At 66.7% G+C, this 12,256-nt stretch carries 10 protein-coding genes; 6 read left to right on the forward strand and 4 right to left on the reverse strand.

Annotated elements, in window-relative coordinates; all coding sequences use genetic code 11:
- Positions 1-1,551, reverse strand: a complete 1,551-nt coding sequence (locus tag AC1RRV_RS20105; protein ID WP_492861416.1) for an acetyl-CoA acetyltransferase — start codon at positions 1,549-1,551, stop codon at positions 1-3.
- A 235-nt stretch (positions 1,552-1,786) separates the two neighbouring features.
- On the opposite strand from AC1RRV_RS20105, the gene AC1RRV_RS20110 reads away from it, so the two are divergent.
- From AC1RRV_RS20110 to AC1RRV_RS20120, 3 genes are all read left to right on the forward strand, one after another.
- Positions 1,787-2,125 carry a P-II family nitrogen regulator gene (locus AC1RRV_RS20110; protein ID WP_047405922.1) on the forward strand — a complete coding sequence of 113 codons (339 nt, stop codon included), beginning with the start codon at positions 1,787-1,789 and terminating at the stop codon, positions 2,123-2,125.
- Positions 2,126-2,171: 46 nt separating this feature from the next.
- Positions 2,172-3,581: a type I glutamate--ammonia ligase gene (glnA, locus tag AC1RRV_RS20115; protein ID WP_492861417.1), complete on the forward strand. Its 1,410-nt coding sequence runs from the start codon at positions 2,172-2,174 to the stop codon at positions 3,579-3,581.
- A 303-nt stretch (positions 3,582-3,884) separates the two neighbouring features.
- The gene (locus AC1RRV_RS20120; protein ID WP_492861418.1) at positions 3,885-6,080 is read left to right on the forward strand and encodes a TonB-dependent receptor; all 2,196 of its coding nucleotides are present in this window, start codon (positions 3,885-3,887) and stop codon (positions 6,078-6,080) included.
- Between the two features lie 62 nt (positions 6,081-6,142).
- Here the strand turns inward: AC1RRV_RS20120 and AC1RRV_RS20125 are convergent, their stop codons facing one another.
- From AC1RRV_RS20125 to AC1RRV_RS20135, 3 genes are read right to left on the reverse strand one after another with little or no spacing between them, the layout of a single operon-like run.
- Positions 6,143-6,535: a putative quinol monooxygenase gene (locus AC1RRV_RS20125; protein ID WP_492861419.1), complete on the reverse strand. Its 393-nt coding sequence runs from the start codon at positions 6,533-6,535 to the stop codon at positions 6,143-6,145.
- Between the two features lie 56 nt (positions 6,536-6,591).
- Positions 6,592-6,951, reverse strand: coding sequence for a Kazal-type serine protease inhibitor family protein (locus tag AC1RRV_RS20130; RefSeq protein WP_492861420.1), 360 nt, complete (start codon positions 6,949-6,951; stop codon positions 6,592-6,594).
- A 17-nt stretch (positions 6,952-6,968) separates the two neighbouring features.
- Positions 6,969-7,145, reverse strand: coding sequence for a hypothetical protein (locus AC1RRV_RS20135; protein ID WP_492861437.1), 177 nt, complete (start codon positions 7,143-7,145; stop codon positions 6,969-6,971).
- On the opposite strand from AC1RRV_RS20135, the gene AC1RRV_RS20140 reads away from it, so the two are divergent.
- The 3 genes from AC1RRV_RS20140 (at position 7,114) to parE (ending at position 12,159) form a co-directional block, all read left to right on the forward strand.
- Positions 7,114-8,586, forward strand: coding sequence for an amidohydrolase (locus AC1RRV_RS20140; RefSeq protein WP_492861421.1), 1,473 nt, complete (start codon positions 7,114-7,116; stop codon positions 8,584-8,586). The genes AC1RRV_RS20135 and AC1RRV_RS20140 overlap by 32 nt on opposite strands.
- On the forward strand, positions 8,586-9,938 hold the full coding sequence (locus AC1RRV_RS20145) for an amidohydrolase family protein (protein WP_492861422.1): 1,353 nt from the start codon (positions 8,586-8,588) through the stop codon (positions 9,936-9,938). Before AC1RRV_RS20140 ends, AC1RRV_RS20145 begins: the two co-directional genes overlap by 1 nt.
- 118 nt (positions 9,939-10,056) lie before the next feature.
- A complete protein-coding gene (parE, locus tag AC1RRV_RS20150; RefSeq protein ID WP_492861436.1) occupies positions 10,057-12,159 on the forward strand; it encodes a DNA topoisomerase IV subunit B in 2,103 nt (700 codons plus the stop codon).
- The last annotated feature ends 97 nt before the right edge of the window (positions 12,160-12,256 follow it).

Consider the following 12,256-nt stretch of genomic DNA (forward strand, 5'->3'; position numbering starts at 1 on the left):
TTACTCCGGAACGAAGAGGTTTCTCACGCCGTCGGGGTGCGGCCCGACGGTTCCCGATCGCCCGACACCTTCGCGGCTCTCGAGATCGCGCAACACCGCCGGATCGTCCGGGGTCTGGGCCACGAAGCGGCGGCCCTGATCGTCGCGACCGATGACGATGCCCATGCGGACGCCGTCGCGACCATGGACAACAGTGTAGGTCTCGATGACCGCCCTGCCCTCCGGCCGCTCGACGATCTCGGGATGCGGCAGGGCGTCGATCTTCGCCTGGATCACCGACGGCGGCTCACGCGCCCACTCTCCCTCCACGGGCTTGGTCGAGTAGACGCCGACTGACTGCTTGGTCAGGAACCAGCCGTTGGCGGTGGTCAGGCCGTAGGCCCCGGGACGCTCGCGGAGCTTGGTCACCATCTCGGCGATGGCGTGCAGGGCGTAGTTGTTGCCGGGCCCGCCGAAGTACGGCAGGCCGCCGGTCACGGTCAGGCCGCGCGGGTCGTCGAGCGCCAAGCCCAGCTCCTCCGCTCCAATCCGAACCGCCGAGGGGAAGCAGGAGTAGAGGTCGATAAGGTCGATGTCCTCGAGCCCGATCCCGGCCATCTCCAACGCCCGCTCACCGGTCAGGCGCATGGCGGGGCTGGAATGGTAGTCCTGCCGCTCCAGCGGATACCAAAGGTCGGACGCGTCGGCGCAGCCGTGCAGGAACACCCAGCGGTCTTCCGGCACCCCGAGTTCGCGCGCCTTGCGAACGCTGGCGATCAGGACGGCGGCGGACTGGTCCACTTCCATGATGGCGTTCAGGTACTTCGGGTAGGGAAAGCCGACCATGCGATTGCGGTCGGTCACCGTGACCAGCTCCTCGGCCGACCGTTCGACAGGAAACCAGGCGTGCGGATTGGCGGCCGCGACCTGAGTGAACGGCGAGAAAAACGCGCCCAGCTGGGCCTGGTGATCCTCGATCGATCGCCCGTCCCGCGCCCGCAGTGCGTTTTCGAACAAGGGGTAGGTGTTGACCGGATAGCCCAGGCCGTGGGCAGCCTCCTGCTTCGTGACGCCCGGACGCGGATCGCCGATGCGCTGGGGCGTGCTGTCGATATCGTCTCCCCAGCCCTCGAAGCCCAGTCCGCCCTTCATCCGCTTCATCAGCGAGCCGAGGAATTCGGCGCCGGCCACCAGGGTCAGATCCGACTCACCCCGCGCGATCCGTTCGCAAACGATGTTGACCGCCTGCTGGGGACTGTTGCCCCCGGTCTCGGTATAGACGCTCCAGCGCGGCTGGGCCGACACGGCCCGGGCCAGCGAGGCCGGAGGATCCGCCAGACGCGGCAATGGCAGCTTCGACAACCCTCCAGGCGCGTCGATACTGAACGCCACGACCGCCAAAGCGTCGAGCTCGGCAAGAACAGACCCCTTCGCGCCGGCATCGAGAACCGCGCGTTCCGCCGCAACTTTCAGCAATTCCAGCGGGGATGGTGAATTTGCCGGTTCGCCCCGATACGTGAATTGGCCCGCGCCGATCAAAACCGGTGTGTCGTCGCGCACTTCGACCCCCATTCAAACGTTCGTTAGGTGCGATCGTAGGCGCCAAACGGCGCGTCGCAAGGCCATTTAGCGCCCATTCCAGAGATGCACATTCCCAAGGCGCCGGGCGCCCAGAATTTGATCACATGCCTAGAAGTCAACCGATCGGTCAGGTTTGTCGCGGGGCGTTGCTTGCGAGGGTCCGATCGGCGTGATGGTTGCCCGCTCAGTGAAGGCGGTTCGCCGCCCGGGCCCGAAAGTGGAACCGATGAAGAAGATCGAAGCCGTCATCAAGCCGTTCAAGCTGGATGAGGTGAAGGAGGCCCTGCAGGACATGGGCGTCCAGGGCATGACCGTGCTCGAAGCCAAAGGCTATGGCCGTCAGAAGGGCCATACCGAACTCTATCGCGGCGCCGAGTACGTCGTGGACTTCCTCCCCAAGATCAAGGTGGAGGTGGTCGTCGAGGACAGCCAGCTGGAACCCGCGCTGGAAGCCATCACCCGCGCCGCCCGCACGGGCCGCATCGGCGACGGCAAGATTTTCGTCTCGGAGATCACGGAAGTGATCCGCATCCGAACCGGAGAAAACGGCCCGGCCGCCGTCTAAAGGCCGGATCGTCAAACACTTAGAGAGCCTACAAAGGGGATACGCAATGACTACCGCCAAGGATATCCTGAACCTGATCAAGGAAAAGGACGTCAAGTACGTCGACGTCCGCTTCACCGACGTGCGCGGTAAGCTGCAACACGTCACGTTTGACATCGACCTGGTCGACGACGACTTCCTGAACGACGGCACCATGTTCGACGGCTCGTCGATCGCCGGCTGGAAGGCCATCAACGAGTCGGACATGAAGCTGCGCCCGGACCTGTCGAGCGCCATCATCGACCCGTTTTACCAGCAGACCACGCTGGCCCTGTTCTGCGACGTCGTGAACCCGGACGACGGCACCCCCTACAACCGCGACCCGCGCTCGATCGCCAAGGCCGCGCTGAACTACGTGAAGTCGGCCGGCGTGGGCGACACCGTCTACTTCGGTCCGGAAGCCGAGTTCTTCATCTTCGACGACGTCCGCTGGTCGACCGCGCCGAACAACACCGGCTATTCGTATGACTCGAGCGAACTGCCGGTGAACTCCGCCAAGGAATATCCGGAAGGCAACATGGGCCATCGCCCGGGCCCGAAGGGCGGCTACTTCCCGGTCAACCCGGTCGACAGCTGCCAGGACCTGCGCGGCGAAATGCTGGCCGTCATGGGCGAGCTGGGCATGAAGCCGGAAAAGCACCACCACGAGGTGGCCCCGGCCCAGCACGAACTCGGCCTGAAGTTCGACACCATGGTCGTCATGGCCGACCGGATGCAGCTCTACAAGTACGTCATCCACAACGTCGCGGCCGCCTACGGCAAGACGGCCACTTTCATGGCCAAGCCGATGTTCGCCGACAACGGCTCGGGCATGCACGTGCACCAGTCGATCTGGCAGGACGGCAAGCCGCTGTTCGCCGGTGACAAGTATGCCGGCCTGTCGCAGGAGTGCCTGTGGTACATCGGCGGCATCATCAAGCACGCCAAGGCCATCAACGCGTTCTCGAACTCGACGACGAACTCGTACAAGCGCCTCGTGCCCGGCTACGAAGCCCCGGTGAAGCTGGCCTACAGCTCGCGCAACCGCTCGGCCTCGATCCGCATCCCGCACGTCGACAGCCCGAAGGCCAAGCGCCTGGAAGCCCGCTTCCCCGATCCGATGGGCAACCCCTATCTGACCTTCGTCGCCCTGCTGATGGCTGGCCTGGACGGCATCATCAACAAGATCGATCCGGGCGCGCCGGCCGACAAAAACCTCTATGACCTGCCGCCCCGCGAGCAGAAAAAGATCCCGGAAGTCTGCGGCTCGCTGCGCGAAGCCCTGGAAAGCCTGGACAAGGATCGCGCCTTCCTGAAGGCCGGCGGCGTCATGGATGACGACTTCATCGACAGCTACATCGAGCTGAAGATGGAAGAAGTGATGCGTCTGCAACTGCACCCGCACCCGGTCGAATTCGAGATGTACTACAAGTGCTAGTCGCCTAGCGCCTAGGCATAGGACGAGGGCCGGAGAGCGATCTCCGGCCCTTTTTCGTTGCGGCGCACAATAGGTCCTCACCGATAATTGGGAATGACTTATTACTTACGGGCAGCGACTGAACAAAATTGTCGCAACTTCGCAACATAAGCGACGCAATCCGCCGTTTCGGGCAAAATCCGTGTGGTCGGAGATATCCCCGAGGCCGAGACTTGGCCTATCGCAGCGCAAACGGAATCGCCGCCAACGCCTCTGCTCGGAACTGGGCGACGCGGCGTCTCAAGATCATCACAGGATCTCTCCATGCCCCAGCTCAACCGCTCCCTTCGTCGCGCCCTGACGGTCTCGTGCGGCCTGACCGCCCTCGCCTCGGCCATGGTCGTCGCGCCGGCCGCCTTCGCCCAGGAAACCAAGGTCGGCGAAGTGATCATCACCGCCCAGAAGCGTAGTGAAAACCTGCAGGACGTCCCGGTCTCGGTCGCCGCTATCGGTGGCGAGCGCCTGCAATCGACCTTCGCCGCCGGCGACGACATCCTTGCTCTCTCGGCCAAGGCCCCGGGCCTCTACGCCGAGTCCTCGAACGGTCGCGTCGCCCCGCGCTTCTACATCCGCGGTCTGGGCAACGCCGACTTCGATCTGGCCGCCTCGCAGCCGGTGTCGATCATCCAGGACGAAGTCGTCCTCGAGAACGTCGTCCTGAAGAGCTCGCCGCTCTATGACCTCGACCACGTCGAAGTCCTGCGCGGCCCGCAAGGCACCCTGTTCGGGCGCAACACCACGGCCGGCATCGTCAAGTTCGACACCATCAAGCCGTCGGATACGCCGAAGAGCCGCGCCAGCGCCACCTATGGCAGCTACAGCACCGTCACCTTCGACGCCGGCGTCGGCGGCGCCCTGGTCGAGGGCAAGGTCGCGGCGCGCGCCTCGATCCTGTACCAGCACCGCAACGACTGGATCGACAACAGCTTCACCAACAAGAAGAACGCCCTGGGCGGCTTCAGCGAGCGCGCCGGCCGCCTGCAGGTGCTGTTCACGCCGACCGAGCAGCTGGAAGCCCTGTTCAACGTTCACGGCCGTAACCTGAACGGCACCGCCGCGGTGTTCCGCGCCAACGTGCTGACTAAGGGCTCGAACGCGCTGAACGCCAACTATGATCGCGACACCGTCGCTTTCGACAACGCCGCCAACAATCCGCAGCAGTACAAGGGCTACGGCGCCTCGGCCAATGTCAGCTACGACTTCGGCGGCGCCAAGCTGACCTCGATCACCGCCTACGAGAACACCCACGGCTACAGCCTGGGCGACATCGACGGCGGTAATCCGACCGGCCCCGGCTTCATTCCGTTCCAGTCGAGCACCCAGGACGGCATCAAGAACCTGTTCCAGTGGACGCAGGAAATCCGCCTGGCCAGCGACACGGACGGCCCGCTGAGCTGGCAGGTCGGCGGCTTCTACTTCGACACCAAGTACGACATCCGCACCAACCCGTTCTTCATGCCCGCCACCACGCTGCGCCAGAAGAACAAGGCCTGGGCCATCTTCGGTCAGGCCTCGTACAAGATGAGCGAGCAGCTGACCCTGACGGGCGGCCTGCGCTACACCGACGACGACAAGGACATGAACGTCGTCTCGGGTCCGAACGCCGCACCTTCGGTCTCGGTCTCGGACTCGCAGGTCAGCTGGGATCTCTCGGCGTTCTACGCGATCGACGAGAACGTCAGCGCCTATGCCAAGGTCGCCTCGGGCTTCCGTGGTCCCTCGATCCAAGGCCGCGACATCGCGTTCGGCGCGCCGGCTTCCTCGGCCAAGTCCGAAACGATCATGTCGTACGAGCTGGGCCTGAAGAGCGAGCTGATGGATCGTCGGATCCGCCTGAACGGTGCGGTCTTCGCCTACACCATCGACGATCCGCAGTTCAGCGCCGTCGGCGGCGGCGGCAATTCCAACCGCCTGATCAACGCCAAGAAGGGCGAGGCCTATGGCCTTGAGCTGGACAGCGAGTTCGTGATCACCCCGGACTTCGTCGTCACCGCCGGCTACAGCTACGCGCACACCAAGATCAAGGACAAGACGCTGGCCGTGGCCACCTGCGGCGTCTTCGGCACGCCGATCTGCACGATCACGGACCAGCTGAACGCCGCCAGCCAAGCCCTCGTGAACGGCAACCCGTTCCCGAACGCACCGGAGTACACCTTCGACTTCACCGCTCGCTACGCCTACCCGATCGGCGCCGGCGAGGTGTTCGCCTTCACCGACTGGAAGGTCCAGGGCTACACGAACCTGTTCCTGTACCAGTCGAAGGAATTCTACTCGAAGGGCGACTTCGAAGGCGGCCTGAAGCTGGGCTACGCCCACAAGGAAGGCGGCTGGGAAATCGCGGCCTTTGCTCGCAACATCACCAACGAGAGCAATATCAAGGGCGCGATCGACTTCAACAACCTGACCGCCTTCGTCAATGAGCCGCGCATCATCGGCGTCTCGATCGACGCGCACTTCTAGAACCCGAGAGGGTTTCGAAGACAGAGAGGCCGCGGAGCGATCCGCGGCCTTTTCTTTTGGCGTCAGGCCTTCAGGCCGTGGCCGCCGACAGGAATGGTCTCGAAGTGCTGCGGGAAGCCGACGATGATCGGCCGGGCCTTGGTGATCGCGGCCTGCACCGCCGGCAGCTTCAGCGACGCGGCATGGGCGTCCTTGTCCGTCCAGACCTCGGTGATCCAGATGGCGTCGACATTGGCGGGATCCTTGGCGATCACATAGCTCAGGCAGCCCGGCATATCCCCGGTCCCCTCGCCCAGGATGGCCAGCAGTTCGTCCCTCTTGCCGGGCGCGGCGAGCATCTGTCCGATCAGTCCGTACATGGGCGTCTTCTCCTGGGCGTTTGCGACGGGCGCGAGGGCGGCGACGGCCAAGCCGCCCGCCAGGACATCGCGCCTTGCGATCGTGGTTTCAGTCATGCGCAGGTCCCTCCCCGGACACTGTGGCCAGGCGCGCGCCGGATCATGTCAGTAGCCTAGCCGGCCTTGCACTCGCCCGGCGCGGCGACGCTGACGCCGGCGCTCGCCGCCTGGCAGGCGTTGCCATAGGTCTTGCCGTCGCAACCGCAGACCGGCTGGTAGATCATCGGACAGACCTGCGGCTTCTTCCTGCACACTCCCGCAGCGTCGGCGATACGCTTGCAGGTCCCGACGTCCATCTGGCAAGTCAGTCCGGCCTCGCACTGGAAGCCCGCGAAGCCGCCGCACATACCGCCCTCGGCCACCGGCGTTCGCGGCGATGACATCGGCGGCGCGCCCGGTCCTGGCCCCGCCGATCCTGGCGCGCTGCAGGCGACCAGCAGAAACGCGGCGAAGCAGGCGAGTACATGGCGCATGGTCGACCTCCGATGGATCAGCTGATCTGCTGAACGCGCGAGCCGCCGCCCTGGCGCCGCGCAAGGTTTTTGCGGACAAATGCGTCCGGCAAGCTTTGCATGGCTTGATAACGCGGTTCTTTTCGTCTGTCCTTCCCGCCTCTTCGAGAGTCGGGGTTTTTCATGATCAGATGGCGTTCCGTGGCGATGGCCACGAGTCTGCTTGCGCTGGGGCTTTCCGCCTGCGCCACGACCGGGACCGAAGGTCCCGCCAAGACGGCGGCCGGGCCGGCCAAGCCGGCCGAAAAGGCCGAGGTGAAGCCGCTGCCCAAGGGCCTGGACGGCCAGGCCTCAACGGGCTTCCCGTCGACCTACAAGCCCCTGCCCTCGCGCGCCACGGCCTTCGTCGGCGCCACGGTGCTGACCGCCACCGGCCAGCAGATCGAGAACGGCGTGGTCTTCGTCTCGGAAGGCAAGATCACCTCCGTCGGCGGTCCTGACACCCCTGTCCCGGCCGATATCGCCGTGGTCGACGCCAAGGGCAAGTGGATCACCCCGGGCATCATCGACGCCCACAGCCACCTGGGCGTCTATTCCTCGCCCGGCGTCTCGGCCCGCTCGGACGGCAACGAGGCCACCGATCCCAACACCGCCCAGGTCTGGGCCGAGCATTCCGTCTGGCCGCAAGATCCGGGCTTCAACCGGGCTCGCGCCGGCGGGATCACCACGCTTCAGATCCTGCCCGGCTCAGCCAATCTGTTCGGCGGCCGCTCGGTGACGCTGAAGAATGTGCCGGCTCTCACCATGCAGGGCATGAAGTTCCCCGACGCCCCCTACGGTCTGAAGATGGCCTGCGGCGAGAACCCCAAGCGCGTCTATGGCGGCAAGAGCCGCTCGCCCTCCACGGCGATGGGCAACGTCTTCGGCTATCGCAAGGCCTGGATCGACGCGGCCGACTACGCCCGCAAGTGGGACGACTTCCGCGCCAAGCAGCAGAAGGGCGAAAAGGCCGACGCGCCGAAGCGCGACCTGCAGCTGGAGACCCTGGCCGGCGTACTCAAGGGCGACATCCTGGTGCAGAACCACTGCTACCGCGCCGACGAAGAAGCCGTGATGCTCGATATCGCCAGGGAGTTTGGCTACAAGATCACGATGTTCCACCACGCGGTGGAGAGCTACAAGATCGCCCCGCTCCTCGCCGAGGAAGGCGTCTGCTCGGCCACCTGGGCCTCGTGGACCGGCTTCAAGATGGAGAGCCTGGACGGCATCGACGCCAACGCCGCCATCCTGTGGAAAAACGGCGCCTGCGTGGTCATCCACTCCGACGATCCGATCATGACCCAGCGGCTGAACCAGGAAGCCGCCATCGCCATGACGGCCGGCAACAAGCTGGGCTATGGCATCACCCGGGCCGAGGCGATCAAGTGGATCACCGCCAACCCGGCCAAGGCCATGGGCATCGCCGACAAGACCGGCACGCTCGAGCCCGGCAAGGCCGCCGACCTGGTGGTCTGGAGCCGCGACCCGTTCAGCGTCTACGCCCAGGCCGAGAAGGTCTTCATCGACGGCGCGCTGATCTATGACCGCCAGGACAAGCGCTTCCAGCCCAAGTCCGATTTCGAGCTCGGCCAGCCCGGCCAGGGAGCGTTCAACTGATGATCCGGTCTCTGCTTCTCGCCAGCGCCGCCTGCGCCCTGGCTCTTCCCGCGGCCGCCGAGACGGTCGCCATCGTCAACGCCCGGATCGAACCCGTCTCCGGCGCCGCCATTCCGGCCGGCGTTCTGGTGATCAAGGACGGCAAGATCGCCGCCCTCGGCGCCGGGCTCGCCGTACCCGCCGGCGCCCGGGTGATCGACGCCAAGGGCGGGGTCGTCACGCCCGGCCTGATCGCGCCGTCCTCGAACCTCTCGGCCTCCGAGATCGGCGGCGTTCGCGAGACCCGCGACGACGGCACCGGCAGCGCCCTGTCGGCCGCCTTCGACATCAGCTACGCCGTCAATCCGGCCTCGCCGATGATCGGCCTGGCCCGCGACGGCGGCGTCACCAGCTCGGCCGTCACCCCGGTGCTGTCCGGGACCGGCGGCGGCGCTCACGAGCACGCCGACGATGGCGTGGTCGAGGAGATGACCGCCGGCGCCGCGGGCGATGGCGATCCGCCGCTGTTCGGCGGCCAGGCGGCGTTCATCCGCCTGAAGGCCGGCGCGGCCGATATCGTCGAGGCCTCCAAGCTGGCCGTCACCGTCTCGCTGGGCGAGAGCGGGGCCCGGGCGGCTGGCGGCTCGCGCGGCGCGGACCTCGTCCTGCTGCGCTCGGCCCTGGAGGACGCTCGCGCCTTCGCCGGCCGCCGCGCCGCCTTCGAGCAGGGCGCGACCCGCGACTTCGGCCTCTCGCGTCTGGACCTCCAGGCCCTGATCCCGGTCGTGCAGGGCAAGACCCCGCTGCTGATCCGTGTCTCCCGCGCCTCCGACATCCGCCAGGCCCTCAAGCTGGCGGCCGAGGAGAAGATCCGCGTCATCCTCGAAGGCGTCGAGGAAGGCTGGATCGTCGCGGCCGAGATCGCCAAGGCCGGCGTGCCGGTCATCGTCGATCCGCAGGACGACCTGCCGGGCAGCTTCGAGACCCTCGGCTCGCGGCTCGACAACGCCGCCCGCCTGCACGCCGCCGGCGTGACGGTGGCGATCAACGGGGCGCGGGACTTCAACAACCTGCGCCAGGAGCGCCTGAACGCCGGCCTCGCGGTGGCCAACGGCCTGCCCTACGCGGCCGGTCTGGCCGCCGTGACCCTGGTTCCGGCCAAGATCTGGGGCCAGGACGGCAAGATCGGCTCGCTCGAGGTCGGCAAGGTCGCCGACGTCGTGGTCTGGAACGGCGACCCGCTGGAAACGACGAGCTGGCCGCTGAATGTCTTCGTCGGCGGCGTCGAGCAGCCCAAGGACAGCCGCCAGAACCAGCTCCGGGACCGCTACGCGGCGACGGACGCCAGCGGCTATCCGCCGGCCTACCGCTAGGCTTTCCACCCGACCTGACGATCCGCCCCCGGCTTTCGCTGGGGGCGGATTTCGCTTTTCAGGGGAAGCCGGCGAGCCCATACGAGGCCCCCGCGTTCGAATCGCCTAAGACTCCGTCCTGATGTCCTCCGATAAGACCCCCTCCCTGTTCGACGACGACGCCCTGGCGCCCGTCCCCGCAGCGCCGTTCAAGGCCAGCGTGGAGCCGCACGTCGAGCCGACGCCGCGCCCGATGCCGCCGCCCCCGCCGTCCAAGGCGACCCCGCCGCCGGCCCGCGCCTCGGCGCCCGGCGAATATTCGGCCGCCGACATCGAGGTGCTGGAAGGGCTGGAGCCCGTCCGCAAGCGCCCCGGCATGTACATCGGCGGCACCGACGAGCGGGCGCTGCACCATCTGTTCGCCGAAGTCCTCGACAACTCGATGGACGAGGCCGTGGCCGGCTTCGCCAAGACCATCGAGGTCAAGCTCGACGCCGACGGCTTCCTGTCGGTCAAGGACGACGGCCGCGGCATGCCCGTGGACCCGCACCCCAAGTACCCCGGCAAGTCGGCGCTGGAGGTCATCATGACCGTCCTGCACGCCGGCGGTAAGTTCACCGGCAAGGCCTATGAGACCTCCGGCGGCCTGCACGGCGTCGGCGCCAGCGTCGTCAACGCCCTGTCTGAGCGCGTCGAGGTCACCGTCTGGCGCGACGGCTTCGAGCACCTGCAGGTGTTCTCGCGCGGCAAGCCGCTCGGCCCGATCGAGCAACTGGGCCCGTCGCGCAAGAAGGGCACCATGGTGCGCTTCAAGCCCGACGACGAGATCTTCGGCGAGGGCGTGGCGTTCAAGCCGGCGCGCCTGTACCGCATGACCCGGTCGAAGGCCTATCTGTTCCGCGGCGTGCAGATCAAATGGTCCTGCGACCCTTCCCGCATCCAGGACCAGACCCCGCCGGAAGCCGTCTTCCACTTCCCCAACGGCCTGGCCGACTTCCTGGCCGAGCGGACCAAGGGCCTGACCACGATCACGCCCGAGAGCTTCTCGGGCCGCATCGAGCGCCAGGGCGAGGCCGGCGCGGTCGAGTGGGCCGTGACCTGGACGCCCCAGGGCTTCGGCGAGCACGACGGCTTCATGCAGTCGTACTGCAACACCGTCCCGACCCCCGAAGGCGGCACCCACGAGAGCGGCTTCCGCGCCGCCCTGACCCGAGGCCTCAAGGCCTATGCCGAGCTCAAGGGCGAGAAGCGCGGGACGATCATCACCGCCGACGACGTCGTCGCCCAGGCCGGCGCCCTGATCTCGGTGTTCATCAAGAACCCGGAATTCCAGGGCCAGACCAAGGAAAAGCTCTCCACCTCCGAGGCCCAGCGCTTCGTCGAGGCCTCGCTGCGCGACCCGTTCGACCTGTGGCTCTCCTCCAGCCCGAAGAACGCCCAGGCCCTGCTGGAATTCGTCATCGAGCGGGCCGAGGAACGCCTCAAGCGCCGCAAGGACAAAGAGGTCACCCGCGCCTCGGCGACCCGCAAGCTGCGCCTGCCCGGCAAGCTGGCCGACTGCGCCGGCGGCGCGGTGGACGGCGCCGAACTGTTCATCGTCGAAGGCGACAGCGCCGGCGGCTCGGCCAAGCAGGCCCGCGACCGCAAGTACCAGGCCATCCTGCCCCTGCGCGGCAAGATCCTGAACGTCGCCTCCGCGTCCGGCGAGAAGTTCACCGCCAACAAGGAGCTGTCGGACCTGATGCTGGCCCTGGGGGCCCAGGGCGGCGCCAAGTATCGGGAAGAGGATCTGCGCTACGAGCGGATCATCATCATGACCGACGCCGACGTCGACGGCGCCCACATCGCCTCCCTGCTGATCACCTTCTTCTACCGGACCATGCCCGACCTGATCCGGGGCGGTCACCTTTTCCTGGCCCTGCCGCCGCTGTACCGCATCGCCCACGGCGGCAAGAGCGAGTACGCCCGCGACGACGCCCACAAGGACGAGCTGCTGGCCACGGTCTTCAAGGGCAAGAAGCCCGAGATCGGCCGCTTCAAGGGCCTGGGCGAGATGATGGCGGCTCAGCTCAAGGAGACCACCATGGACCCCAAGAAGCGCACCCTGGCCCGCGTGACCCTGCCGCGCCACGAGGAGAGCGTCGAGGAACTGGTCGAGACCCTGATGGGCCGCAAGCCCGAGCTGCGCTTCCGGTTCATCCAGGAGAACGCCGAGTTCGCCTCGGCGGATCTGGATCTGTAGCTCGTAGACAAATCCTCCCCCTAGCGGGGGAGGTGTCGGCCCGTAGGGACGACGGAGGGGGAAGAGGCCGGGCCAGGAGAACTGGCCCCCCCCGCCC

It is taken from the genome of Caulobacter sp. GW821-FHT11E10 (assembly GCF_058808375.1).